Genomic DNA, 26,596 nt, shown 5'->3' with positions numbered 1-26,596 from the left:
AGGTATTTACTTAGAACCTTTCTAAATAGCTATTTTTTTACTGTAAGGAGTTAAAAATTATATAAAAATAAAAAACCTGGACCAAATGTCCAGGTTTTTTTAAAAAATTAACGAGAGTAGAATTCAACGATTAGAGATTCGTTAATTTCAGCAGGTAACTCAGAACGTTCAGGTAAACGAGTGAATGTACCTTCTAATTTATCAGCGTCGAAAGTTAGGTAATCAGGTACGAAGTTACTCACTTCGATTGATTCTTTAACAATGTCAAGATTACGTGATTTTTCACGTAAAGTAATTGTTTGACCTGGTTTAACTTGGTAAGATGGAATATCTACACGTGCGCCGTCTACAAGAATGTGACCATGGTTTACTACTTGACGAGCTTGACGACGAGTACGTGCTAAACCTAAACGGTAAACAACGTTATCAAGACGAGAATCAAGAAGAATCATGAAGTTCTCACCATGAACACCATTCATTTTTCCAGCTCTTACAAATAGATTACGGAATTGACGTTCATTTACTCCATACATATGACGAAGCTTTTGCTTCTCTTGTAATTGTAAACCATACTCAGAGATCTTTTTACGTTGAGTTGGACCGTGTTGACCTGGAGCGTATGGACGCTTTTCTAATTCCTTACCTGAACCACTTAATGAAATACCTAATCTACGAGAGAGTTTCCAGCTTGAGCCTGTATAACGAGCCATGCTAACTCCTCCTTTATGTTTTTATTTTGGCATGTAATAAAAACCAGACTGATTGGACAATTATGCACATTTTGTTTTTATGTATCCTCGCTCCAGCAGCATAGAGTTACTCGATACACCTCCTTACATAAGGGGAACAAAATGAAGTCAAAACTGCTACATCAATAGACTGCATATTTTATACACAACGAGTATTATATGATCTTGTAACTATAAAGTCAAGAATCTTTACAGAACAATTCTAATTATTTTTAGTGACTCTTCATTAGAGATGGCGATTGTTACCTGCTAAACACGTTTGATAATGTTTAAATGTTCTTGTGTTCTTTCCATTTAAAACAGCTATGATTTCAAATGTGAATGAACAAATCAGATTTATCCTTATTGAAAATTTCAGTAGAAAAACTTTTATCATCAAAAGGTATTTTAGATTGGTTTTATGGTATAATTTAAAGTGGTAATATTCTGAATCTATAAGAAGCGTAAAGAACTGTACTATACAACTATAATTAACTTGAATATTTATGAAGTAAGTGTCCAAAACGTTGGTACATTTAACCAAGGTTTTTAATATCCCAAGTTGTATAATGGAAATGAAAGTACTAACCTATTCCTACTTATAACTAGTTGTAGTGGTTAAAATGAAACCGGTTTAGTTAATAGCAACAGTTGATAGTAAATGAAAAATAATTGCTGTAAAAAAGGAGCCTAAGTAAAGGCTGTTTTTTCGTATAAACTATTTTTATTGAAAGTAAATTGCTTTAGTCGATTTGTAACTTGATATTGTGGGTGAATGATATGGGTGATCAGATAGTAGTACAGGCGATTAAGAGTACATTCTTTGAATATGTAAGTGATTATCGCCAGTTAAGTTCTATAAATGAAGTAACAGAAAAGCTTACTAATGTATTAGAAAAGGAGCTGCATATTAAACGTGCAGTTTTTTATTCTTATCATGAATGGTTAAATGACACAACATCGAATGCTTACACCATAGATCATCCGCTTAAACCCGTTCCTGACGATCTTCAAAACGGAAAACTTTATCAGTTAGAAGACATTTCTATCATACCCATTAAACAAAACAACACGATGCACGGTTTAATAGAGTTAACTGGATTAGAAATAAGTCAATATTCTTGTAAGATTTTAAATGAGATAGTAGAGGCATGTACTTCTTTTTATACTCATTTTTTAAAAATAGTCCAAGCTTCTCAATATGAGCAAAGATATGAAAATTTATATCGACTAACTGAGAAATTCCATTCGTATATGAACAAGGATGACGTACTTACAGAATTAGTTAACGCATTACAAGAGTTATATGCAGAGTACATCTTCTACTTGTTTTTATCACATGACAGTGAGAAATCACTTGACTTACCAATTAAAGACTTAGGTTTTGATCAACAAGAAGATAATGAGATGGCGATGGAAGCATATGTTACTGGAACTACGCAAAGGGCTAACAATAACGGTAATTTACAGACGGTTTTATACACGCCATTGAAGGGGAAACAAGGAGTGTATGGTGTTCTCCAAGTAATTGCAAATCATGGTGTCAAACTCGAAGAAAAAAATATTGATTTTATTACAATGCTTGCAATAGCAGCGGGAATAGCATTGGAAAATGCTCAATTATATGAGCAATCTAAAAGGTTAATAACCGATTTACAGCTTATTAATGAGACATCACATCGATTAAATAAAAGTCTAAGATTAACTGATACAATGACATATATGTCATCACGTATAATGGACTCTTTTCATGCAGAAGAAGTTGGCTTTTTCTATATAAATCAAGATAGTTCTATCCAAATCCTTCCTGGTAGTACAGACTTTTTCTATAAAAAAGAGGTTGAAGAGTATATTCAGTATGTACGGGAGAAGATTGAAAAGGATTTAGAAGGATTATTTATTGGGGATATAACAGCAAATATGAAGGATGCTCCTTACTCATCTGTTATGGCTGTACCAATGGTACAAAGTGATAGTCTAAAAGGTTGTGCCCTAGTATTACATAAAGATGCGTACCATTTTACCTTCGATATGTATAAACTACTTCAATCATTAATTCATCATTCAACACTTGCGCTAACTAACTCAATGTTAAGAGAAGAACTTGAAACATTGGTTAAGACAGACCATTTAACACAATTATACTCTCGTAATTATATGAACGAACAAATAGATAATTCGATGCGAAAAGATAGAAAAGGTACCTTTATCCTAATAGATATTGATAATTTCAAGAAGGTAAATGATACGTATGGTCATCAAATAGGGGACGAAGTTCTTGTTCAGGTAGCTAATATCATTAAAAATAATATCCGGGGGAATGATATTGGTGCACGTTGGGGTGGTGAGGAACTTGCTTTATATTTACCTCAAGTATCCCTTGAAGTTGGAATTGCAGTTGCTGAAAGAATTGTTAAATTAGTTAGAGAGCAAACAAACCCAGGAATTACAATATCATGTGGGGTTTCATATTGGAACGTTGAAAGCAACAAAAACTTTAATCAGTTATTTAGCAGAGCTGATCAAGGGTTATACATCGCCAAAAATGAAGGGAAAGACCAAGTTATTATTCAGGTGTAAAAAAGTGAGCTGACAATTCAGCTCACTTTTTTTATCTGCATTTATACTAAATATATCTAATCAGCTCATCAACAAATTCTTCTAAGAATTCTTGATCTTTCTCATTAAATCTACCTTCATCAGGACTATCTATATCTAATACACCAACAAGTTGATCATCAATAATTATTGGAATCACAATTTCGGATCGTGAGGCAGCATCACATGCGATATGCCCAGGAAATTGATTGACATCTGCAACTCTTACAGTTTTCATTTTTGAGGCAGCAGTTCCACACACTCCTCTACCTAGGGGGATTCGTACACAGGCTGGCAACCCTTGAAATGGACCTAGTACAAGCTGTTCGCCTTTCAAAAGATAGAAACCAACCCAATTAATATCGTTGAGAAATTGATTTAGCAAAGCTGTTGCATTAGATAAATTTGCGATTCGATCATCCTCGCCATCTAATAATGCCTTTAATTGATTAATGACTAACCGTGTTTGTTCTTCTTCACTACCTTTGTATTTTTCGACACCAAACATCATTTTAACCTACCTTTTGCTAAGTATTAACAAAGCTTTAGAACTTTGTCGAGCGATTTATAAAGGAATTTACCTACTTATAATGGAATAGTTTTTAAAGAGAAGGAGGTGAATCATATGACTCAACGTCCTACACGTGACACAAAACAAGAAGTACTGAATGCTGCTATTTATTTATTTAATTCTAAAGGATATACAGGAACCTCTGTTAGAGAAATTGCTAGCCGTGCAAACGTAAATATAGCCCATATATCCTATTACTTTAAGGGTAAGGGAGGATTACTTGAATATCTTATATCTCATTATTATGAAGGATATATTCAAGTAATTGAGGAGAATTATACCCCTTTGACGTATGGAAATGCTCACGCTGTTTTAAGCAAGATGGTTTTAGATATATTAAATTATCAGCATGCAAATCGTCAACTTTCAAGATTAGTATATCGCGAAGTAACGTTGGACTCTGTATTAATCCGCGAAGTCATGACTACCTATTTAACAAAAGAAAAATATTACATCAAATCTATCATTGATCAAGGGATAGAGGAAGGAACTTTTCGAAAAGGTTTAGTACCACTAATGATTATTCAGCTAAGAAGCCTTTTGCATACGCCCTATTTGCAGCCTCAATATATGAGCGAGGTCCTTCATATTCAACCAAACGAACCTTATTTTGTTCACCAATATTATAAAGAATTAAAAATATGGCTGAATTCATTATTGGTACAGAATAAAGCTCTAGAAGGAAAATTGGCTATCGTTCGTTAATCGATCATAATGTGTGTAATTCTTTCCTACATCCCTTGAACTGTGGGCATCAGATCCATAGACTAGAGGGATTTTTCGTTTTTTAGCCATTTGCGCAATCGAAAATCCTGGATATGTTTCACCACAATATTCCTTTCGTAATCCAGCAACATTGTAATCAATTTCGAGGTCTTGTTCTTTTATAGCCTGAAGAACATTTATAATATACTCTTCTGACGAAAATGTGGGTGGATAGCACTTTTGAAACTTAGTAATAAGAGTCATATGACCGATTCGTTTTGGTTTGAATGTCCCTAAGTCACTATTAACTGAATGTATTAGCTCCTGATAATAAACTTCATGTAGTTTTTGTAGAGATCCAGCTTCATGAATCATCTGACCAAACGTCTTTTCATCAAAGTCCATACAAAAATAAGTGTTATCAAGCTTTAAAAAATGAACAGATAGAATACTATCATCTAAAAATTTTCCATATTGATTAAGGAAGTCTGTCGTCTCACTTTCATATTCCTTTATATAATCAACTTCTAATCCGATATTGATCACGATTTTTTTGTTGTATTTTTCTTTTAATCTCTGAATATCTGAGATATAAGCATCCATATCCTCTAATTTCATTGCACTATCTTGATCAGGTGTAGGATCTTTAAATGTTATTGGAAGGGGTGCGTGTTCAGTAAAGGTTAAACTTAGAAAGCCTTCGCTAATCGCATGCTCTACATATGCTTCAAGTTGATCGGTTGTCCCGTGTGGACAATAAGGGGTATGTACGTGTCCATCTATTTTACTCATAAGTACCTTCCTCTCAGAAACATAAAATTGTCGAAATTCGCTAAAATATGTTATGTATTATTTTTTTCTTGCCCTCGTAGGATTAATAAAGCAAAAAAAAAAAAAATTCTGGTCAAAAATTGTCGTTTACATGGTATCATAAATACATTGAAATAACATTAAAAAGAGGTATTGGTATGATCGTTTCTATTTATTCAGTTTCTTTATAGCTGAAATTTACAGTCTGTAATTAATGAAGGGAAATGGAGATCCTCCAAACCTACTTCAATTAAAAACAGCATGATGTTGGTAAAGCTTGCTATATCATAATATAATACTAATTGGACTATTAAGGTAGCTTCTAGTTCTTTGTCCCTATCTTACATATAAATATGTTCTACTAAAATATAGAAAATGAGGTTATCCTTTAACATTGTTTTAGTAATTTGGCTTAGCGTTCTTAAAATTCAAGTGTCATTGATTAAAATAAAAGAGAGTAAAGTACATTGATAGTTTGGTAAAACGTTTATCAGCATGATATTGAAACTTTCACAGTGGGGAGTTTTTTTCCTGTCATGAGGATTTTGGTAAAACAACGAGGGGGCTCATTATGGAAGTTATAGTTGGACTAATACTTTTAATTTGTATTCTATTTGGTGTTGGATACATATTAAGAAAAAGGATTTATAAAGATGTTGATCGCTTAGAGGCCTGGAAAATTGAAATAATGAATAGGTCGCTCGTTGATGAACTTTCAAAAGTGAAAGAGTTAAAGATGGTGGGACAAGCGGAAGAACTTTTTGAACAATGGAGAAATGAATGGGATGAGATTATTACAACTCAGCTTCCAGAGGTTGAGGGACTTCTCTTTGATGCGGAGGATTTTTCTGATAAATATCGATTTAAGAAATCGAGAAGTGTATTAGAACATATCGATAAAGTACTAAAAACAGTAGATGAAAATATTGACAAAATAATCGAAGAAATAAATGAATTGGTTTCTAGTGAAGAAAAAAACAAAGTTGAAAGTGAAGAGATAAAACAACAATTTAAAAAGGTGAAAAAGACATTACTAGCTCATAGTCACCAATTTGGCAAAGCATATACAAAATTAGAGGAGAACTTAACAGAAATCTCAGATATGCTTAAGGACTTTGATAAAGAGACAAATGATGGTAATTATTTAGTAGCTAGAGAAACCCTGATAAGATCCCAGGCACAGCTTAATATCCTACAAGAAAAAATTAATAATATTCCTAAATTACTGACTGAATGTAATTTAACATTACCGAATTTAGTTAGTGAATTAGAAGATGGTTATAAAGAAATGAAAGAGAATGGTTATTATTTAGACCACATACAAGTAGAAACAGAAATTAAAAAGGTCACTAAACAACTAGATGCTTACCGATTACAAATTGAAGAAACGAATGTTAATGATATGGGAGAAAATTTACAGGAAACACAGGAATTCATCGACTCTATCTATGATCTTCTAGAAAATGAAGTTGAAGCAAATCAATTTGTCATGCATGCAAAAGAAAAAATTAATAGTGAATTGATCAAACTAACTGAACAGAAAGAATCAACATTAGCGGAGACAGAATTAGTAAAACAAAGCTATCAACTATCTGAAACAGAGCTTGATAAACAAAAGCTAATTGAAAAGCAGCTCTCACAAATTGAAAAGAGATTTACACATATACAGCAGAATTTAAAAAATGATCATGTAGCCCATTCCATTATTAAGGAAGAACTAGAAGATATTGAAAAGCAAATTATCCAACTTGTTGATGAGCATAATCAGTATCAAGATATGCTCCAAACATTGAGAAAAGATGAACTACAATCAAGGGATAAATTAAATCAACTCAAAGGATTGTTCCTAGAAACTAGTAGATCGGTTCAGCAAAGTAATATACCAGGTCTTCCAGCTGACTTTGTAGAGTTAATTGATAAAGCAAAAAGTGATGTTCAAAAGGTCAAATTAAAATTAGACGAAACCCCACTTAATATGATGGTGGTCACACAATTATTAGAAGACGCAGTTCAGTCGGTCGAAACCTTGAATCATGTGGCAAATGAATTAATAGAACAAGTATATTTAATTGAGCAGGTTATCCAGTATGGTAATCGATATCGTGGTCGAAATCCTCAACTCGCCTCAAAATTTCAAGAAGCAGAAGAATTGTTCAGACAATATGAGTATGGAGAATCATTGGAAGCTGCAGCTGCTGCGCTTGAGGTTATTGATCCAGGAGCATTGACTAAAGTAAAAAAAATCATTAATGATCAGCAAAATAAATAAGGATCTTTCTAAAAAAGCGTTTTTACAGCTTTAATTTAAGCCATACTACTAAAAATAGATCACGATTCAATGGGAAAATTCCTTTAAAAACCATTGTAAATTCAGGGATGACGAATTGGAATGAAGATGAATTTATTCATGACCATTTCACCTAGTCAGACCTGTTTTTTATTTAGACATTTTTCTTATTAATTGGTTGATGAACTAGAAGGAATTGAAGCTACTTTAAAATGAAAAAGACAAAGTAAGTATCAGAAAAAGATCGAAGTCTATCATACAAAAAACAACTACACAACGAAAACGCCTTTCACTTTAAGGCTGATTATATTTTTATTTCAGATTTTGGTATGGTATTATTACTGCTTGATAATTCTTTAGAAATTTAGGCAATGGTATAGCTTATGGTGGATTTAACACGCAATGTTAGTTGGATTAGAAGACGTGAGACTCCAGTGAAAGACCCCTCACTCAGGTACACTCGCCGAGGAGGTTTCCGGTCAGCCCGCGGAAAGCGAACGTCAGGAACGGAAATCAGCCTTCAAATTTAACAGAGCCAAAATTAAATAGATTTTATAAAATTATTACTTATTTACAGGGAATGAGGAAATGGGATGTTGTATTTAGACAATAGTGCAACAACAATGCCTTATAAAGAGGTTATATCTACTTATACGAAAGTAACTGAAGCATATTTTGCGAATCCATCATCCTTACATAAACTTGGAAGTGAAGCAGAATCGCTTTTAATTCAAGCTAGAAGTCAGGTAGCTAATCTTTTAGGTGTTCATCAAGAGGAAGTCATTTTCACCTCAGGTGGAACTGAAGGTAATAACATAGCAATTAAAGGAGCAGCATTTGCAAATAGACACAAAGGTAAACATATTATCACATCAATAGTTGAACATCCCTCCGTTTTAGAATCGTTTGCTCAACTTGAGGATGTTCATGACTTTAATGTTACATATCTTCCGGTTAATGAGGATGGATTTGTAACACTCGAACGCATGAAAAGGGAAATCCGCGAGGATACTATCCTCGTATCAATTATGCATGTTAATAATGAGGTAGGTACTATCCAGCCGATAAAGGAAATTGGTGAATTTTTAAAACAATATCCTAACATATTGTTTCACGTTGATCACGTACAAGGAATAACAAAAGTACCGCTTGATTTTCAGAAAAGTTACATTGACCTCTGTACCATTTCAGGTCATAAATTTCATGGATTAAATGGGACTGGTGCCCTGTATGTGAAAAGAGGAGTTAAGCTTCTCCCACTTTTTTCAGGAGGGTCACAGGAACTACAATTTAGATCCGGAACAGAAAATCTTGCGGGGAATGTCTCATTGGCAAAAGCGCTAAGATTGGCGAATGAAGAGGCTAAGAAAAAACATCCAACATTAAATAGCTTACACAACAAATTGATGAAAGAGCTAGCAGCTGTAGAGGGTGTCGTTATTAACACGCCAAAAGAAGATTCAGCTCCACATATTATTAACTTTTCGGTACCCTCAGTGAAAGCTGAAGTCTTGGTTCATTACTTAGCGGATCAGGATATATACGTATCAACTACATCGGCATGCTCATCAAGAAGAAAAGCTGTAAGTAGTACGTTACTTGCAATGAATAAAGATCAAGAACTTGCTAAAAGTGCCATACGTGTAAGTTTGTCTCTGGAACAAACAGAGGATATCGTTTCAACTTTTATAAAGGCTCTAAAGCAAGGTATTGAAAAATTATCAAAGGTAATGAGGTAGATAAAATGAAATTTGATCACATATTAATTCGTTTTGGGGAAATATCTACAAAGGGAAGAAATCGCAGAATATTCATCGATCGTTTAAAAAATAATATTAAGAATGTCTTAACAGACTATCCTAACCTAGTTTATGAAGCAACACGTGATCGACTTTATATTCATTTAAATAACGGAGAACATGAGGTCATTATTGAAAGACTACAACATGTTTTTGGCATACAATCGTTTAGTTTAGCGATTAAGTGTGACAGTGATATAACGAAAATTAAAGAAATGGCATTAAAAGCAGTGAAAAGTCTATATCAACCAAATGATACGTTTAAAGTATCTGCAAAACGAGCAGACAAAACGTTTCCACTAGACACGAATGAATTAAACTATCAAATTGGAAGTCATGTTTTGATGAATACAAAGGATTTAACAGTAGATGTAAAAAATCCGTTAATCAACCTTCGTGTTGAGGTTCGAAGCGAAGCAACTTACCTTACATGCTTTGATTACAAGGGTGCAGGCGGTTTACCAGTTGGTTCAAGTGGTAAAGCGATGTTATTGCTATCAGGAGGGATTGATAGTCCTGTTGCTGGATTATTGTCATTAAAAAGAGGAGTAGAATTAGAGGTTGTTCACTTCTTTAGTCCTCCGTATACAAGTGAGCGAGCGAAGCAAAAGGTTATTGATTTAACACGCGAACTCGCAGCTTTTGGTGGGAAAATCCGATTGCACATTGTACCTTTCACTACGATTCAGGAAAAAATTCAAGCACAGGTACCAGAAAATTATACAATGACATCGACAAGAAGAATGATGCTAACAATTGCCGATAAAGTAAGAGCAAAACAAGAAGGACTTGCTCTTATTACTGGAGAGAGCCTTGGCCAAGTTGCTAGTCAGACTTTGGAAAGTATGATGGTGATAAATGATGTAACCAATACACCAATATTAAGACCCCTTATTACGATGGATAAAACAGAAATTATTGATATTTCTAAACGGATTGGAACTCATGATATATCAATTCGACCATTTGAGGATTGCTGCACGATTTTTACACCAGCAAGTCCCAAAACGAAACCGAAGCTAGATAAAGTAACTCGATTTGAGAGTTTTGTCGATTTTGAAGAACTTATCAATAATGCTGTAGATAATATTGAGACGATGATAATAACAAAAGAAGAGAAAGAAGAGTTTAAAAGTTTGTTATAAGTTTTTTCTTGCTAACAATTACCAATAATTAAAATGTATGAAGCCATGTGTATTTACACAATCTATATTCACAAGGAGGTGATACACATGGCAGCAAACAACAGCTCAAATCAATTATTGGTAGCAGGTGCACAACAAGCTATTGATCAAATGAAACTTGAAATTGCTTCTGAATTCGGTGTTAACTTAGGAGCAGAAACGACTTCACGCGCTAACGGTTCAGTTGGTGGTGAAATCACTAAGCGTTTAGTTTCTTTTGCCCAACAACAAATGGGTGGTTCTTTCAATCAACAATAATTTTATAGATAATGGCTACAAAGAGTAGGGAATATATTCCCTACTCTTTTTTCAATTAGAAAAACAAGAAAAATTATATGCTTCCTGTTTTTGTTATTTGGAATTCATAAGTACTGTTTATAAGCACTTCTATATCTAGCATAAAAACGCTGTTTTCACTATAAGCTTTCCTTACGAATAATGCCTATAGAAATGTCCTTTTTACTTTTTCCCAATAGGAATTATCTTTTAATTTGACTGTTTTAATTGGTGTTTCACTTAGACTGTATTCTAATTGTTGTACATTGCTAATGCTTAATGCTTCATTATCCATCCCGATAATGGGATAATCATTTCCGTCTTGAACTATCTTTAACATTAAGCGTCTATTCTCACTCAAAATAAATGATGAACCAAGTGTTCGATAGAGATTATTATTTAATGAGGCTAACTCACTAACCTGGATACATGAGAGCATAGGGTCAACTACTGCTCCATTAACTGATTTGCTGTATGCTGTACTGCCTGTCGGTGTGGCAATGAGCATTCCGTCACCTCTAAACGTTTCAAAATGTAGGTCATCTATGTAAACATCAATAACGATGGTTTTTATGATGCTAGACCGTATTGAACAATCATTTAAACATTTAAAAGACGTTTCTTCATCTACTTTTACTTGCAGTACTGGATAACGTCTGACCTCAATTTGTGATTCTGTAAATGCATGAATCATCTTTTCTCTATCATCAAGTTGGAAATCACAATACAAGCTTAATGTATCATCCACTCCAATCCCTATATACAGGCAGTCAGGTCTGAAATTTGTTTTACGAACAGCCTGTAAAAACTCTCCATCTCCGCCGATACTCACTATAATATTGGCTTGTTTATGATCCTTTACAACTTGAAAACCATTGTCTTTAGCAAATTCGATAAGTGAATTAATTTTTTCTAATAGATTGTCTTGTTTTTTAAACGAAAAATAAACTTTTCTACGGTCTGACATGTTGCTTCCTCCTCGTGACTGTTAATTCTCCACATTTTTCCTTGGAGATGATACAATACCTTATGTTGTTTAGTTTACCACTTTTAACTAAATGTAATAAAGCAATGTCAATCATTTCATAACAATTATTGTATAAGGAGGAGACATATTAAATGAATGGTAAGCGTTGGGGAGCAATTGCGATAGCTGGTGCTTTGTTTGTGTTTTCGATTATTTTAAGCTCAACAATGATGATTTTTAAACAGGCAGATATGTTTAAGGAAACCTTCGCATCAACTTCTGACTTTTCGGAGGAGATTATAGAAGATGGTACGTCGGGTGATAAAATTGTCGTCTTACATGTGAATGGAGTCATTCAAGATACTGGAGAGGATGTTACATCTATATTCAGTTCAGCTGGTTATAAACATCAAACCTTTTTGGATATGATCGAGGCAGCAGGCAAAGATAAAACCGTCAAAGGTGTCCTACTAAGAGTTAACTCACCTGGTGGTGGTGTCGTTGAAAGTGCTGAAATACATAAGAAACTAATCGAGTTAAAAAAGGATAGTAAAAAGCCTTTATACGTATCAATGGGGACACAAGCGGCCTCAGGAGGATATTACATATCAACAGCAGCAGATAAAATTTTTGCAGCGCCAGATACGCTTACAGGTTCTTTGGGAGTCATTATGCAATCAGTAAATTACGGTGAATTAGCTGAAAAGTATGGTGTGAAATTTGAAACAATTAAAAGTGGACCTTATAAGGACATATTTTCACCGACCCGTGAAATGACAGAAGATGAAAGAAAAATCCTGCAATCGATGGTAGACAATGCATATACAGGTTTTGTAAATGTCATAAAGGAAGGCAGATCATTAACAGAGGAAGAGGTACTTAAAGTTGCAGATGGTCGAATTTATGATGGTAGACAAGCTAAGGAAAATAAGCTAGTCGATGAACTAGGTTACTTTGATGATTCAATTGCTGCTATGAAAAAGGACTTAAAATTAAAAAATGCACAAGTAGTTGAATATGGAAACGCAGTAGGGTTAGATTCGTTCCTATCAATGAGTGTTAGTAAAGTATTTAAAGAGGATGCAGAGCTATCTAATATTTATCAATTGCTTTCAAGCACAAGTTCTCCAAGATTAATGTACTTATACTCAGAATAAGGGGGGATTAACGTGGATGCTACTATTGAAGGATCAGGATCAAATAATACGGATCTAATGTATGATTCTATCGAAAAAAATAAGACGATTGATTATACTCATTTCCAAGCAGGATTTTGGATTCGCTTTTGGGCTTACATGATTGATTTGTTGGTAATAAGCAGTTTAAACGGAATTTTAATATATCCGCTCTTTGAATTCTTCAGTTTAACTAATAAAAACTCAATGTTTTCACCAGTTTCAATAGCGACAACAGTTATCTTTTTTGCATATTTTGTGTTAATGACAAAGTTCCTTAAACAGACTTTGGGCAAAATGATTTTCGGTTTAAAGGTTGTTTCCGTAAAAGAAGGTAACATGAATTGGGGGACGATCCTATTTAGAGAATTAATCGGACGCTATATTTCTAAAACCATCTGGATTGGCTACCTTATTGCCGCGTTTACTCCTAAGAAACAAGGTATTCATGATTTTTTTGCAGATACACAAGTTATTCATGAGAAACTCTTTATAAGAGAAAAAGAAACAGAGCCTGCTGAATAGTAGGCTTTTATAAATAGTTCTAACTACTAGTCATACTATCGATAGACATTAACCCGTAAAATGCTTAGCGGTATAATACCATTTTAATGCCTACAGATCTAATCTGTAGGTTTATTTTATTTTAAGAGAGGTGATAATGGGAATTTGAAAGGGTGTGTTACACGTGTTCTGGGTAATTCTCGTTATATTCATTATATTTTTGTTTTTCTTACTTATTTTGTTTACAAGATTGACGATAACCCTTGATTTAAATCATCTTGGTGATAATGATAAGTATAGAGTGGTAGTTCGTGCATGGAATGGCCTTCTACGCTATACGATAAATATACCTCTTGTAAAAGTCGAGGGTGACAAGCCGAATTTAATTGTAAAGCAAGAGCAAAAAGTAGAAATGGCTAATGAACAGAATAATGTAAATGAAAAGAATAAAAAGGTGACCCCGGAGGATGTACTTAATGTCATTAGCGATGTTAAAGAAATAGCTGAACATATTATTGGGATGCATGAGATTATCCGTAAATTTTTAAAGAAAATACATATTAAAAAACTTGAATGGCATTCACAATTGGGAATAGGAGACGCTGCACATACAGGTTTAATCACTGGAGCTGCTTGGTCAATTAAAGGAGGAGTCGTCGGTTTATTAAGTCAATATATGAAACTAAAGGAAGTACCTGTTGTCACAATTACTCCAGAATTTAATCAATTTTGTTCAAGGACTAAATTCCAATGTATTTTTCAGTTTAGGATCGGGCAAGCTATGTTTGCAGGCATACAATTCATTAAATATTGGAAAGGTGGGCGTCCAAAATTGAAAAATAAGCCATTTTCCTTTTTTTCGAACGGACAATAGGGACCCTTATTATTTTCAAAAAATGAGTTGAACTGCCAAGAATAAGTTCTATATCCAAATGAGCAGGGATGCAAAAAAATTTGGATTAATAGGTACAATAATTAAGATTTGAAGGAGGCTACATACTGTGAGTGATCATCCAATACAAGGTCTTATGAAAACAGCAATGGAAAACTTAAAACAAATGATAGATGTCAATACTATCATTGGTGATCCTGTAGAGACACCTGACGGAAGTGTTATTTTAACGGTGTCAAAGGTAGGTTTTGGATTCGCAGCAGGTGGAAGTGAATTTAATTCAACAAATGTAGAGCGGGGCGGTGAACAAACAAAATCAAACCTCCCATTTGGTGGTGGTAGTGGTGGTGGTGTATCTATCACTCCTATAGCATTTTTAATTGTTTCAAATACAGGTGTAAAAATGCTTCATCTAGATGAAAGTACACACCTCTATGAGAAAATTTTAGAGGCTGCACCATCAACAGTTGAAAAAATCCAAGGCATATTCAAAAAAGGTAAAAGTGATGGAAATTCTGGAAGTACAAGTAGTCAAGATCAAACAAATCAAGATCAAGCAAATAAAGATCAAACCAATATAAATTTCAACATTTAACTGCCTATTAGGCAGTTAATTTTTTTTCTGATTTTTAATTTAGAATCCTAAACGGCCCGGCTTAATAATACTAGGTGGAAAATTATCGCATGTAAATTATTAATCAATATAAACATAGAAGTTTTCGTAAAGAGTGTTGTTTTTCTTAAGAAGCACTTCTTTACGTATTTGGCCTGTCTTCGTGTTTTCTTCGCTAAAATTATTCACAAAGTAGGATAGCCACAAACTTTTAGAAAAGAGACTTAACATAAAATTACCAGCAAATTCTATAATCTGGTTCATTATAATTGAAAAATCATGATACCTAGGCTATATTTACAAGGAACATAATATAAAGGAGGAATTTGGTATGGCTTCTATTACATTTAAAAATAGTCCTGTTACATTACTGGGAAATGAGGTAAAAGTTGGTGATCTTGCACCTGATTTTACTGTCTTAGCTAACGACTTATCTCCAGTAACTCTTGCCGATACAAAAGGGAAGGTTCGCTTGATTTCTGTAGTCCCATCAATTGATACTGGGGTATGTGATGCACAAACACGTCGTTTTAATGAAGACGCATCCGAGGTTGAGAATGTCGAAGTACTAACGATAAGTGTTGATTTACCATTTGCTCAAAAAAGATGGTGTGCATCTAATGGTTTGGAAAATGTTCAAACACTTTCAGATCACCGTGACCTTTCATTCGGTGAAGCATATGGTGTACATATTAAAGAACTTCGTTTATTAGCTCGTGCAGTCTTTGTCATTGATGCAAATGACAAAGTGGCATTTGTTGAATATGTAAGTGAAGCAACAAATCATCCAGACTATGAAGCAGCGATTGAGGCAGCAAAGGCTGCTAAATAATTCTAAATAACTTTTTTTGACTCTGTTAAAATTGAAGGTTATTTCCGTTAGATATGCGCTTTCCGCGGGCGGTCCGGGAGCCTCCTCGGCGAGTGCGTCTGTGGGGCTCACATTGACCCGCTTCTCCCGCAGGAGTCTCACGTCTTCCACTTTAATTACATAGCGTGATAAAAAGACTGTCATCGACAGTCTTTTTTGTAGTTTAGGTAGTATAAAATTCTTGTACTGTTGATACGTACTTCGAATCCTGTCTCAGCAAGTCCTAGGGTATAAGCTACTCATAATTGAAGACAGAGCACTCTTCTATTCACAGCATATTACTCTCATTAGGGCAAATCAAGGACATGCATGATTGTTCTTACTTAATAAATAAGAGGCAATCTAGCATATCGGTCTAGAGAGGTAAATATGCGGATGGAAAATAACTCCTAATAAAAATCTCTAATAAATAGTTTTGTTGTTAAAAATCAAATCTTGATAGTTAATTTTTTTGACTTGGCTTAAAACTATGTCTAGAATAATAAGGTATAGTGGCGAGGAGGAAAATGAATGAAAACAGTTTCTAAAATAGAGAACTTGTTTGCAGTTATAAATGAAACAGCAGACCTTATTGCAAAAGAATGTCATTTGACTTACATAGAAGCAGTTGCTGAAACGGGTGAAAATTTATTTCAAGGATCTATTTTACAGGATGGTCTAAGTGAAATTACAATTAAGAGTTTGCAACGTAAGTACGAATCAATAAATATCGAATCTTTTGATAAAGAAGAAATTCGCAAAGCATATCAATTAACAATTTTAAAAGGGCTAAAAGAAGGTGCACACCCTAATCATCAAATGACACCTGATACGATCGGATTGTTTTTAGGTTATTTAGTTAGTAAATTTGTTGGAAATCATAAAGATCTTACTGTTTTAGATCCTGCTGTTGGGACAGGAAATCTGCTCACTGCAATATTGAATTATTTGAAAACGGAGCGTGTGAATAGCTTTGGCGTGGATGTGGATGATCTGCTCATTAAATTAGCTTATATAAATGCTAATTTACAAGAGCATCCTGTCCAGTTCTTTAATCAAGATAGTCTAGAAAGTTTATTTATTGACCCAGTAGACATCGTTGTCTGTGATTTACCAATCGGCTATTATCCTAATGATATGGAAGCATCTAATTATCTGCTAAAAGCAGATGAAGGGCATTCATATTCTCATCATCTCTTTATTGAACAAAGCATGAAGCATACCAAAGAAAGTGGTTATTTGTTTTTTATTGTTCCGAACTCTTTATTTGAAACAAAAGAGGCACCAAAACTTAATCAGTATTTAAGAGAGATCGCCATTATTCAAGGGTTTATTCAATTACCATTCTCTTTATTTAAAGATGAAAAACACGGTAAAAGCATCTTAATTCTGCAAAAAAAAGGTGATAAGAGTATTCAACCAAAGCAAGCATTGCTTGCTAAATTACCAAAGTTCTCTAATAAAGAAGCAATGAGTGCAATAATGAAGCAAATTGATCAATGGTTTAGAGAGAATAAATAGCAAAATTTATAGGAAAGGAGGCACGTACATGTGCCTCCTTTTTCTGTTAGGTACTTTTCTAATAGTTTGTTGTTCTAGTACGAATAAAAATCGACCTTTGGTTTTTATGTTCTACATTGAGGCTATGTCCATAAAGATATCAGGGTAATTTAGCGAAAAGAGCACGATGATATACTTAAAACGTGTACATTAGTACTTTGTACGGAAAACAACAATCATTGCGAAAACAGCCTTCTGTTAAAAATACAGAATAATTATGGGAATTATAAGACTTTTCACTGTAAACGATTGCAAATGAATCAAAACCTTGAAATGTTGTATTACCAATGTTTAAATGGAAAAGGCAGATAATAATCGGGAACATTTTGTAAAGAATAAGGATGTTAAGATGTTTGTGAAAACGAAGAAAATTAATTTATAAATATTCGGATCTAACTTGTAACATGTTCAATTTCTAACAATGGTTAGGTGCTATAAAAAGGAGAATCACAAATGGCTAAAATAATTGCAATTAATGCAGGAAGTTCATCATTGAAATTTCAACTCTTTGAAATGCCAAACGAAACAGTTCTTACAAAGGGACTAGTGGAAAGAATAGGGATAAGCGATTCAACATTCAGCATTTCAGTTAATGGTGTTAATCAAACTGAAGTTATAGATATACCGGATCATTCTGTAGCCGTAAAAATTCTATTATCAAAGTTAACAGACCTAGGCATTATTCATTCATTAGACGAGATTGAAGGTATCGGACATCGTGTTGTGCATGGCGGGGAAATATTCACTGATTCAGCCCTAATTACAGATGAAACTTTAAAACAAATTGAAAACCTTTCTGAATTAGCTCCACTTCATAATCCAGCAAACATTGTTGGGATAAAAGCATTTCAGGAAGTGTTACCGAATGTAGTATCGATCGCTGTATTTGATACTGCCTTCCATCAAACAATGCCTGAGCAATCATTCTTGTATAGCTTACCATATGAATATTATAAGGAGTTTGGTATACGTAAATACGGCTTCCACGGAACTTCACACAAATATGTTTCAGAGCGAGCAGCAGAACTTTTAGGTAGACCAATTGAACAGCTTCGTTTGATATCTTGTCATTTAGGTAATGGTGCAAGTATTGCAGCAATTGAAGGTGGACAATCCATCGATACCTCTATGGGCTTTACACCACTTGCTGGTGTAGCAATGGGGACTCGTTCAGGAAATATAGACCCAGCCCTATTACCTTATATTATGGAGAAAACAGGGAAGACAGCTGATGATGTATTAGATATTTTAAATAAAAAGAGCGGTATTTTAGGGATTTCTGGTATATCAAGTGATCTTCGTGATAATATCCAAGCAGCAAAAGATGGAAACAAAAGAGCACAAATCGCACTTGATGTTTTTGCTAGCCGAATCCATAAATATATTGGTTCTTATGCAGCAAGAATGTCAGGAGTGGATGCAATTATTTTCACTGCTGGGATTGGTGAAAACAGCTCAGAAATTCGTGAACGTGTGTTAAATGGTTTAGAGTTTATGGGCGTTTATTGGGATCAAACGTTAAATAAAGTACGTGGTGAAGAAACATTTATTAGTTATCCTCACTCACCTGTAAAGGTTATCGTTATTCCAACAAATGAAGAAGTAATGATTGCACGTGATGTAGTGCGCATTTCTTCAAATTAAGTTTAAAACAACCCACTCATTTGCTAAAGGAGTGGGTTGTTTTTTGTTTTGAAAATTTGCATTTAAGTCGCTTTTGTTCCGAGGGAAATAAATAAATTGAGAAAATTTAGGAAGTAAGAGAAAGTACCATAATGAGATCATATCTTCTAAATAAAAGAGCATTTGCAAATGAGCCCTTAACAAAAGACAGTCGTTTAAGAAATCGATTGTCTTTTTGTGTTATGATTACTTTAAACAGCTTAGATTCACCCATTATAAACTTACTTATTATGTTGGAATAAGGAGATAATAGGATGAATGACAAAGTACGAATGCAAGCTATTTTAGATGAGATTCTTATATGGGAAACAGAAATGCGACATGATGTTCGTACAGATTTTCAACGTAACTTTGATAGATGGTTAAATCAGAAAATAAATAACATTCCTAGCACGATGCAACAATTATTTTATTCAAAACTAGATTCATGTCTTTTCAATCTACAATCTTTTGTTCAAAGTTCAGTTATACAGCAGGATGCAACACAACAAATTCTTTCATCGGCACGTACATTAAATAAAGACATTCATCAAATTAGTGATTTACAAAGCCTTCCTATTGATCAATTGTCCTATCTAGCTGATCTTCAAACATCGAAGCATCGGCTATACTCCTTTTTACATGGTGGGATATCAGGAACAGGAGGTATTTTATTAACAGGACTTGATATACCAGCGCTTACGACTTTACATCTTAGATCAATCCAAATGGTTGCCATGTGCTATGGATATGAAATTAATAATCCGTATGAAATGATGACATCTCTAAAAGTCTATCATGCGTCACTAATGCCAAAACATCTGCAGTATAACCAATGGAGGGAATTAAAAAACGATGTTGATTCAGAAGCAGGCTTCTACTACTTTTATGATGGAGAGGAAGAGCTTGCTCAATCACATAGCCTTGAGTTTCTAATAAAACAAGTGGCTAAGCTTTCAGTCTTGACTCTTTTTAAAAAGAAGCTTATAACCGGACTGCCCCTGATTAGTATTGCTATAGGAGCTGGAATTAATTATCAGGTTACTAGGCGGACAACTGACTTTGCCAACAAATATTATCAATTCAGATTAATCAAGGGTTTTACCTGAATTAGAACGGATATTATTATCATCAAATTCATGAATTTTAGGAGGAAATATGAGTATTATTGAACATAAGCTTGAAGCGTCTTATTCAGTAAATTGCAAAATAATTACGGTAAGCGATACAAGAAATGAGGAATCAGATAAAAGTGGAAAGCTTATTAAACATCTATTAGAAGAGAATGGACACATTGTCGTTGATTACGAAATTGTAAGGGATGAAAAGACCTTGATCCGTACATCTGTTTTAAAAGGATGTGAAGCACGAAATATTGATGTTGTACTTATAAATGGTGGTACAGGTATAGCGAAAAGAGATGTTACTATTGAAGCAGTGCAATCTGTATTTGAAAAAGAAATCACAGGTTTCGGTGAAATTTTCCGTATCATAAGTTATCAAGAAGACATAGGGTCAGCAGCAATGTTAAGTCGAGCGATTGCCGGAGCTTCAATGGATACCGCAGTTTTTGCTATGCCAGGTTCATCAAGAGCAGTCAAATTAGCGATGGATCGGCTTATTCTTCCTGAACTAGGACATGTAGTTAAAGAGATTAAAAAGGACTTGTGAAATAATCACAACTGTAAAAACAAGTGTGCTCCATTTAGTAGGAGGAAACTATATTTTCAATAATGAAAGGATGAAATCAATAGGATTTCATCCTTTTATTTATCGATTGCTATTTATATAAAGGATGCTACAGTTGCCAACCAAGCTTAACTTATGATGTAAATAACAGTAGTTGATGTCTATTAATATTCGTTAAGGTGCATATTTACACTATTTCATTGCCATATACATAAAAACATTTACAAACGTTACCTTAAATCAATTTATTCGTAAAGTAAGTCATACCTTATATTTTGATAGGTATAATTTCGTTTTTATTCTAATGATTAATAATAGACAATTTCTAAATTGTGAATCTTTTTATACAAAAATTCTAAAGAAATATGCATTTTTCTATTGACGAAAACGCCATACAGTTGTAAAGTGTTACTTACATAGAAAATGTATTTTTATTAATTATTATTCATTTTTATACAAAATAGGAGGAAAAAATAGATGAAAAAAGTTGTGTTAGCTTATTCTGGAGGATTAGATACTTCAGTTGCAATTAAATGGTTACAAGAACAAGGATATGCAGTAGTTGCATGCTGTCTAGATGTTGGTGAAGGGAAAGATACAGCATTCGTTCAACAAAAGGCGCTTAAAGTAGGAGCAGTTGAATCATATATGATTGATGCAAAGGAAGAGTATGCAAAGGACTTTGCATTAGTTGCTTTGCAAGCACATGCATTATATGAAGGGAAATATCCACTCGTTTCAGCTTTATCAAGACCCTTGATTGCAAAGAAACTTGTTGAGATAGCTGAACAAGAAAATGCTGTAGCAATTGCACATGGCTGTACTGGAAAGGGAAATGACCAAGTTCGTTTCGAAGTATCAATTAAAGCATTAAATCCACATCTTGAAGTACTTGCTCCTGTAAGAGAATGGGGTTGGTCACGTGAAGAGGAAATTGAATATGCGATAAAGCATGACATTCCAATTCCAATAAATTTAGATAGCCCATATTCAATTGATCAGAATTTATGGGGAAGAAGTAACGAATGTGGAGTCTTAGAAGATCCTTGGGCATCACCGCCAGAGGGTGCGTACGATTTAACAACACCATTAGAAAAAACACCTAACGAAGCAGAAACAATTGAAATTCACTTCGAACAAGGAGTACCAGTTAAAATTAATGATAAGGCATATGCTCTCCATGATTTAATTCTTGAACTTAATGAAAAAGCGGGTAAACATGGTATTGGACGTATTGATCATGTAGAAAACCGTTTAGTTGGAATCAAATCACGTGAAGTATATGAATGTCCTGGCGCAATGACGCTTATTAAAGCACATAAAGAACTTGAGGATTTAACATTAGTTAAAGAAGTTGCTCATTTTAAACCAGTAATTGAACAAAAATTAACAGAACTTATTTATAACGGACTTTGGTTCTCTCCATTAAAGAATGCATTACATGCATTCTTACAAGAAACGCAAAAATACGTAACAGGTACAGTTCGCGTTAAATTATTCAAAGGTCATGCAATTGTAGAAGGAAGAAAATCAGAGTATTCTTTATACGATGAAAAGCTTGCAACATACACAAAAGAAGATGCATTTGATCATAATGCAGCTATTGGCTTTATTGAACTTTGGGGACTGCCAACGAAAGTGAATAGCATGGTGAAAAACAAGAAGGTGGAAGTATGAAAAAACTTTGGGGTGGACGCTTTCAAAAGACCCCTGAGCAATGGGTGGATGAGTTCGGAGCATCCATCCATTTTGATCAGGAGCTAGTTGAAGAAGACATCACTGGTAGTTTAGCCCACGTTGCTATGTTGGGTAAGTGTGGGATTATTAGTAAAGATGAAGAACAACAAATCACAAATGGATTAACTAAGCTTTTAGAAAAGGCTAAGAAGAATGAGTTAGACTTTTCTGTTAACTATGAAGATATTCACTTAAACATTGAAAAAATGTTAATAGATGAAATTGGACCCGTCGGTGGAAAGCTACATACAGGAAGAAGTCGTAATGACCAGGTAGCTACTGATATGCATTTATATTTACGAAAGCACGTAGGTATGGCTGTTGAGTTAATCGAAGGACTTCAAAAGTCTCTTATCGAACAAGCTGAAAAGCATGTAGAGACGATTCTGCCTGGATATACACATCTACAACGAGCACAACCAATTTCATTTGCTCATCATTTGATGGCTTACTTTTGGATGCTTGATCGTGATAAACAAAGATTTACGGAATCTATAAAACGGATCAATATCTCACCACTAGGTAGTGCAGCACTTGCTGGGACAACTTTTCCAATCGACCGTTTATATACAGCAGAAATTTTAGAATTTGATGGGATCTATGAAAATAGTTTAGATGGTGTTAGTGATCGTGACTTTATTATTGAATTTCTTAGCAACAGTTCACTTCTAATGATGCATTTATCTCGTTTCTGTGAAGAGATTATTCTTTGGTGTTCACAGGAGTTTCAATTTATTGAACTTGATGATACGTATGCAACTGGTAGTAGTATCATGCCACAAAAAAAGAATCCAGATATGGCAGAACTGATAAGGGGAAAAACAGGGAGAACATACGGTAATTTAATGTCCTTGTTGACCATTTTAAAGGGACTTCCATTGGCTTATAATAAAGACCTTCAGGAAGATAAGGAAGGTATGTTTGATACGGTGAAAACAATTGAAGGAAGTCTTCAGATTTTTATCGGCATGGTTGATACATTAAAAGTTAACAAAGAAAAAATGGAAAAAGCGACTAAAGAAGACTTTTCTAATGCTACTGAGTTGGCGGATTACCTTTCTACAAAAGGAATGCCATTTAGAGAAGCTCATGAAGTAGTGGGGACTTTAGTTTATGAATGTATTCAAGCTGGTATCTACTTGAAGGATTTACCATTCGAAAACTATAAAAAATCTTCCGACCTTTTCGAAAAGGATTTATATGAAATTATTAATCCTTTTGAGGCAGTGAGAAAACGTATGAGTGCTGGAGGAACTGGGTTTGATATGGTAAGAGCTGCAATTGAGAAGGCAAAAGATACACTCAATTAAGTGTGTTGGTTTACGCATTCACTACAAGTACCTTTGTGTGTGCTAAAAAATTATAATTCTCCCAATAAACTGAATAAGCGTCTTTTATTCAGAGACACTAAGTCGGTGTACCTGAATAAAAGGAGATGACAGTTGTGAAAGAAAAGAGAGTAACAAGACAAACTTATTATTATGATCATCTAGGCGAACAAGAGACGATGAAACAAATAACTGATTCTTATTCAAGTGGAGTCGTAGAGCAACAGTATGAACAAAATTTCCTTCAAGAACATATTGAGTTATTGAAGGAAGATTAATATGAAAAAAAGAGCTGACTTTCATAAAAGTCAGCTCTTTTTTTACATTCTAAAACCTTTCACTAAAAATTTATTAGAATGTAACAAGAAATTACAAGTTTCGAAACAAGTTTATTGTAAAATGATTATATTATTAGCACAATAGAATTAGAGTCAACCAAACTGAAGTTTAAAAGGCCTCAAGTACAAGATCATATAGTGGATATGATGCACATAATACTAGGCTCTTTCTTTTTCTAAGAGTAAGAGATGATGTTATGTGTAGCAGCCATTTGTTCTAATGAAGATAGGGACAAGATGGGAGGGACAGTATGATGCGACATGCTCTTATTACGGCAGGATCTAAAGGATTGGGGAAAAAAGTAACGGAGGAATTTTTAAGAAAAGGTTTCTCGGTTACGATCAACTATCGAACAGATAGTAGCTCGATTGAAGAGTTAAAAGAAACGTATTCACATATTTTAGACCGTCTCTTTTTTGTGAAAGGAGATGTGACAAAAAAAGAGGATTTGTCCAATATGATCGATCTTTCTTTCTCCCGTTTTGGGCGAATAGATTGCTTAATTAATAATGCAGGGCCATACATATTTGAAAGAAAAAAACTAGCAGATTATACCGATGAAGAATGGTACCAAATGATTGAAGGAAACTTAAGCTCTGTGTTCCATTTGTTTAAAAAGGTGGTTCCTATTATGAGGAATCAAAGATATGGACGTATTATTACATATGGTTTTCAAGGTGCTGATTCATCTCCAGGGTGGTTACATCGTTCAGCTTTTAGTGCAGCAAAGGTAGGGTTAGTATCATTAACCAAAACAATTAGTATAGAAGAAGCAGAATATGGTATCACTGCAAATATGATTTGCCCGGGAAATATTGTGGGTGAAATGAAAGAAGCGACGATAAATGACTCCAGAAAAATGAATGATCAACAAACACCTATTGGACGTTCAGGTACTGGTGAAGATATTGCGAGAGCTATTGCCTTTCTATGTGAGGAAAATTCAGATATGATTACTGGTTCTATTATTGATATTACAGGAGGAGCCAATGTGATCAATCGGTTTACTAGCTAATGTGACCAGAAATTATTGTGACAATTACCTTCAAAATCATCTTAGTGAGTAATAGAATAGAATCCTTTGGTAAACCTAAACTGAGTATGAGTAACTTATCACTGTTGATTAATAAAGAGGAGGAATTACTATGAAAATTGGTGTCCCTGCTGAAATTAAAAACAACGAGAATCGAATCGCCATGACACCCGCAGGTACTCATCACCTAGTGATGGCGGGGCATGAAGTTTATATTCAAAAAGGTGCAGGGAATGGTTCAGGATTTTCAGATGAACAGTATATCGATGCAGGTGGGAAAATGGTCGATACGGCCGAACAGGCTTGGGCAATGGATATGGTTATGAAGGTTAAGGAGCCAATAAAAGAAGAATATTGTTTTTTTCGGGAAGGCTTGATTTTATTTACATATTTACATCTTGCTCCAGAGCCAGAGTTAACAGTTGCATTAATTGATCACAAAGTAATTGCTATAGCGTATGAAACAGTTCAACTTCCAAATGGTTCTTTACCACTACTAACACCTATGAGTGAAGTTGCAGGACGAATGGCTTCACAAATTGGAGCGCAATTTTTAGAGAAACCAAAGGGTGGTAAAGGAATACTGTTAGCGGGAGTACCTGGTACTAAACGGGGGAAAGTGACAATCATTGGTGGTGGAGTTGCCGGTACAAATGCAGCGAAAATAGCGATTGGGCTTGGTGCAGAGGTAACAATTCTGGACGTGAATCCTGACCGTTTAAGACAGCTTGATGACATATTTGAGAGAGATATATCAACTCTTATGTCTAATCCTTATAATATTTCAGAATCAGTCCGTGAAGCTGATTTAGTTATAGGAGCTGTATTAATTCCAGGTGCAAGAGCACCCAAGCTTGTTACTGAAGATGTTGTACTGTCAATGGCTAATGGATCAGTAATTGTTGATATTGCAATTGACCAAGGTGGGATTTTTGAAACGACTGACAAAGTGACTACCCATGATAATCCAACTTATATAAAGCATGGCGTCCTCCATTATGCTGTCGCAAACATGCCAGGTGCTGTACCTCGTACTTCAACGTTTGCACTAACAAATGTCACGGTTCCATATGCAGTTCAAATAGCTTCAAAGGGTTATAAAAAGGCATGCCTAGAAAATGAGGCTTTGCTAAAGGGAATTAATACATTAAATGGTTTTGTTACGTACGAGGCAGTGGCTTATGCTCATGGTCTTGCGTATTCAGATGCACGGACATTACTTCTTGGTATATAAAAAGGCAGCTGTTTTAACCTAACTAAAAAATAGAGTAGATCCTCCACAGAGGAAA

At 34.4% G+C, this 26,596-nt stretch carries 24 protein-coding genes; 20 read left to right on the top strand and 4 right to left on the bottom strand.

The window, feature by feature from the left end:
• Positions 1-107: 107 nt before the first annotated feature.
• The gene (gene rpsD, locus AC6CHR_RS05245; RefSeq protein WP_498247465.1) at positions 108-710 is read right to left on the bottom strand and encodes a 30S ribosomal protein S4; all 603 of its coding nucleotides are present in this window, start codon (positions 708-710) and stop codon (positions 108-110) included.
• A 798-nt stretch (positions 711-1,508) separates the two neighbouring features.
• Here rpsD and AC6CHR_RS05240 point away from each other — a divergent pair.
• Positions 1,509-3,308: a sensor domain-containing diguanylate cyclase gene (locus tag AC6CHR_RS05240; RefSeq protein WP_498247464.1), complete on the top strand. Its 1,800-nt coding sequence runs from the start codon at positions 1,509-1,511 to the stop codon at positions 3,306-3,308.
• Positions 3,309-3,354: 46 nt separating this feature from the next.
• Here AC6CHR_RS05240 and AC6CHR_RS05235 read toward each other — a convergent pair whose 3' ends face one another.
• Entirely contained in the window at positions 3,355-3,834 is a 480-nt protein-coding gene (locus tag AC6CHR_RS05235; RefSeq protein WP_498247462.1) for a GAF domain-containing protein, read from the bottom strand.
• A gap of 117 nt (positions 3,835-3,951) precedes the next feature.
• Between AC6CHR_RS05235 and refZ the strand changes: the two genes are divergently transcribed.
• Positions 3,952-4,602: a forespore capture DNA-binding protein RefZ gene (gene refZ / locus AC6CHR_RS05230; protein WP_498247461.1), complete on the top strand. Its 651-nt coding sequence runs from the start codon at positions 3,952-3,954 to the stop codon at positions 4,600-4,602.
• Here refZ and hisJ read toward each other — a convergent pair.
• Entirely contained in the window at positions 4,573-5,394 is an 822-nt protein-coding gene (hisJ, locus tag AC6CHR_RS05225) for a histidinol-phosphatase HisJ (RefSeq protein ID WP_498247460.1), read from the bottom strand. The genes refZ and hisJ overlap by 30 nt on opposite strands.
• A gap of 589 nt (positions 5,395-5,983) precedes the next feature.
• Here hisJ and ezrA point away from each other — a divergent pair.
• The 4 genes from ezrA to AC6CHR_RS05205 all read left to right on the top strand — a co-directional run bounded on the left by ezrA (position 5,984) and on the right by AC6CHR_RS05205 (position 10,940).
• Positions 5,984-7,681, top strand: a complete 1,698-nt coding sequence (gene ezrA / locus AC6CHR_RS05220; RefSeq protein ID WP_498247459.1) for a septation ring formation regulator EzrA — start codon at positions 5,984-5,986, stop codon at positions 7,679-7,681.
• 611 nt (positions 7,682-8,292) lie between these two features.
• Complete coding sequence (locus AC6CHR_RS05215) at positions 8,293-9,438, top strand: cysteine desulfurase family protein (RefSeq protein WP_498247458.1); 1,146 nt, start codon at positions 8,293-8,295, stop codon at positions 9,436-9,438.
• Positions 9,439-9,443: 5 nt separating this feature from the next.
• Complete coding sequence (gene thiI, locus AC6CHR_RS05210; RefSeq protein WP_498247457.1) at positions 9,444-10,643, top strand: tRNA uracil 4-sulfurtransferase ThiI; 1,200 nt, start codon at positions 9,444-9,446, stop codon at positions 10,641-10,643.
• 87 nt (positions 10,644-10,730) lie between these two features.
• The gene (locus AC6CHR_RS05205; RefSeq protein ID WP_498247456.1) at positions 10,731-10,940 is read left to right on the top strand and encodes an alpha/beta-type small acid-soluble spore protein; all 210 of its coding nucleotides are present in this window, start codon (positions 10,731-10,733) and stop codon (positions 10,938-10,940) included.
• 184 nt (positions 10,941-11,124) lie between these two features.
• On the opposite strand, the gene AC6CHR_RS05200 is transcribed toward AC6CHR_RS05205, so the two are convergent.
• Positions 11,125-11,925, bottom strand: coding sequence for an NAD kinase (locus AC6CHR_RS05200; protein WP_498247455.1), 801 nt, complete (start codon positions 11,923-11,925; stop codon positions 11,125-11,127).
• A gap of 152 nt (positions 11,926-12,077) precedes the next feature.
• On the opposite strand from AC6CHR_RS05200, the gene sppA reads away from it, so the two are divergent.
• The 14 genes from sppA to ald all read left to right on the top strand — a co-directional run bounded on the left by sppA (position 12,078) and on the right by ald (position 26,541).
• Complete coding sequence (gene sppA / locus AC6CHR_RS05195) at positions 12,078-13,082, top strand: signal peptide peptidase SppA (RefSeq protein ID WP_498247454.1); 1,005 nt, start codon at positions 12,078-12,080, stop codon at positions 13,080-13,082.
• Positions 13,083-13,094: 12 nt separating this feature from the next.
• Positions 13,095-13,625, top strand: a complete 531-nt coding sequence (locus tag AC6CHR_RS05190; RefSeq protein WP_498247453.1) for an RDD family protein — start codon at positions 13,095-13,097, stop codon at positions 13,623-13,625.
• Between the two features lie 163 nt (positions 13,626-13,788).
• Entirely contained in the window at positions 13,789-14,478 is a 690-nt protein-coding gene (locus AC6CHR_RS05185) for a DUF2953 domain-containing protein (protein ID WP_498247452.1), read from the top strand.
• Positions 14,479-14,605: 127 nt separating this feature from the next.
• The gene (gene ytfJ / locus AC6CHR_RS05180) at positions 14,606-15,091 is read left to right on the top strand and encodes a GerW family sporulation protein (RefSeq protein WP_498247450.1); all 486 of its coding nucleotides are present in this window, start codon (positions 14,606-14,608) and stop codon (positions 15,089-15,091) included.
• Between the two features lie 349 nt (positions 15,092-15,440).
• A complete protein-coding gene (gene tpx, locus AC6CHR_RS05175; RefSeq protein WP_498247449.1) occupies positions 15,441-15,941 on the top strand; it encodes a thiol peroxidase in 501 nt (166 codons plus the stop codon).
• Positions 15,942-16,490: 549 nt separating this feature from the next.
• Positions 16,491-17,480, top strand: a complete 990-nt coding sequence (locus tag AC6CHR_RS05170; RefSeq protein ID WP_498247448.1) for a class I SAM-dependent methyltransferase — start codon at positions 16,491-16,493, stop codon at positions 17,478-17,480.
• A 492-nt stretch (positions 17,481-17,972) separates the two neighbouring features.
• On the top strand, positions 17,973-19,163 hold the full coding sequence (locus AC6CHR_RS05165) for an acetate kinase (protein ID WP_498247447.1): 1,191 nt from the start codon (positions 17,973-17,975) through the stop codon (positions 19,161-19,163).
• A gap of 293 nt (positions 19,164-19,456) precedes the next feature.
• A complete protein-coding gene (locus tag AC6CHR_RS05160) occupies positions 19,457-20,290 on the top strand; it encodes an EcsC family protein (protein WP_498247446.1) in 834 nt (277 codons plus the stop codon).
• 49 nt (positions 20,291-20,339) lie between these two features.
• Positions 20,340-20,852, top strand: a complete 513-nt coding sequence (locus AC6CHR_RS05155; RefSeq protein WP_498247444.1) for a MogA/MoaB family molybdenum cofactor biosynthesis protein — start codon at positions 20,340-20,342, stop codon at positions 20,850-20,852.
• Positions 20,853-21,347: 495 nt separating this feature from the next.
• Positions 21,348-22,547 carry an argininosuccinate synthase gene (locus tag AC6CHR_RS05150; protein WP_498247443.1) on the top strand — a complete coding sequence of 400 codons (1,200 nt, stop codon included), beginning with the start codon at positions 21,348-21,350 and terminating at the stop codon, positions 22,545-22,547.
• On the top strand, positions 22,544-23,917 hold the full coding sequence (gene argH, locus AC6CHR_RS05145) for an argininosuccinate lyase (protein WP_498247442.1): 1,374 nt from the start codon (positions 22,544-22,546) through the stop codon (positions 23,915-23,917). The genes AC6CHR_RS05150 and argH overlap by 4 nt, the downstream gene beginning before the upstream one ends.
• A gap of 134 nt (positions 23,918-24,051) precedes the next feature.
• Positions 24,052-24,213, top strand: a complete 162-nt coding sequence (locus AC6CHR_RS05140) for a hypothetical protein (RefSeq protein ID WP_498247441.1) — start codon at positions 24,052-24,054, stop codon at positions 24,211-24,213.
• A gap of 314 nt (positions 24,214-24,527) precedes the next feature.
• Positions 24,528-25,289: an SDR family oxidoreductase gene (locus AC6CHR_RS05135; RefSeq protein ID WP_498247516.1), complete on the top strand. Its 762-nt coding sequence runs from the start codon at positions 24,528-24,530 to the stop codon at positions 25,287-25,289.
• A 130-nt stretch (positions 25,290-25,419) separates the two neighbouring features.
• A complete protein-coding gene (gene ald, locus AC6CHR_RS05130) occupies positions 25,420-26,541 on the top strand; it encodes an alanine dehydrogenase (RefSeq protein ID WP_498247440.1) in 1,122 nt (373 codons plus the stop codon).
• Positions 26,542-26,596 lie beyond the last annotated feature (55 nt).

It is taken from the genome of Metabacillus sp. GQ13 (genome assembly GCF_059758525.1).
This window is presented reverse-complemented; position numbering and strand designations above follow the sequence as displayed.

Coding starts and splice junctions, on each gene's coding strand:
- rpsD (WP_498247465.1), bottom strand. CDS start 710: ATGGCTCGTTATACAGGCTCAAGCTGGAAACTCTCTCGTAGATTAGGT.
- AC6CHR_RS05240 (WP_498247464.1), top strand. CDS start 1,509: ATGGGTGATCAGATAGTAGTACAGGCGATTAAGAGTACATTCTTTGAA.
- AC6CHR_RS05235 (WP_498247462.1), bottom strand. CDS start 3,834: ATGTTTGGTGTCGAAAAATACAAAGGTAGTGAAGAAGAACAAACACGG.
- refZ (WP_498247461.1), top strand. CDS start 3,952: ATGACTCAACGTCCTACACGTGACACAAAACAAGAAGTACTGAATGCT.
- hisJ (WP_498247460.1), bottom strand. CDS start 5,394: ATGAGTAAAATAGATGGACACGTACATACCCCTTATTGTCCACACGGG.
- ezrA (WP_498247459.1), top strand. CDS start 5,984: ATGGAAGTTATAGTTGGACTAATACTTTTAATTTGTATTCTATTTGGT.
- AC6CHR_RS05215 (WP_498247458.1), top strand. CDS start 8,293: ATGTTGTATTTAGACAATAGTGCAACAACAATGCCTTATAAAGAGGTT.
- thiI (WP_498247457.1), top strand. CDS start 9,444: ATGAAATTTGATCACATATTAATTCGTTTTGGGGAAATATCTACAAAG.
- AC6CHR_RS05205 (WP_498247456.1), top strand. CDS start 10,731: ATGGCAGCAAACAACAGCTCAAATCAATTATTGGTAGCAGGTGCACAA.
- AC6CHR_RS05200 (WP_498247455.1), bottom strand. CDS start 11,925: ATGTCAGACCGTAGAAAAGTTTATTTTTCGTTTAAAAAACAAGACAAT.
- sppA (WP_498247454.1), top strand. CDS start 12,078: ATGAATGGTAAGCGTTGGGGAGCAATTGCGATAGCTGGTGCTTTGTTT.
- tpx (WP_498247449.1), top strand. CDS start 15,441: ATGGCTTCTATTACATTTAAAAATAGTCCTGTTACATTACTGGGAAAT.
- AC6CHR_RS05170 (WP_498247448.1), top strand. CDS start 16,491: ATGAAAACAGTTTCTAAAATAGAGAACTTGTTTGCAGTTATAAATGAA.
- AC6CHR_RS05165 (WP_498247447.1), top strand. CDS start 17,973: ATGGCTAAAATAATTGCAATTAATGCAGGAAGTTCATCATTGAAATTT.
- AC6CHR_RS05160 (WP_498247446.1), top strand. CDS start 19,457: ATGAATGACAAAGTACGAATGCAAGCTATTTTAGATGAGATTCTTATA.
- AC6CHR_RS05155 (WP_498247444.1), top strand. CDS start 20,340: ATGAGTATTATTGAACATAAGCTTGAAGCGTCTTATTCAGTAAATTGC.
- AC6CHR_RS05150 (WP_498247443.1), top strand. CDS start 21,348: ATGAAAAAAGTTGTGTTAGCTTATTCTGGAGGATTAGATACTTCAGTT.
- argH (WP_498247442.1), top strand. CDS start 22,544: ATGAAAAAACTTTGGGGTGGACGCTTTCAAAAGACCCCTGAGCAATGG.
- AC6CHR_RS05135 (WP_498247516.1), top strand. CDS start 24,528: ATGCGACATGCTCTTATTACGGCAGGATCTAAAGGATTGGGGAAAAAA.
- ald (WP_498247440.1), top strand. CDS start 25,420: ATGAAAATTGGTGTCCCTGCTGAAATTAAAAACAACGAGAATCGAATC.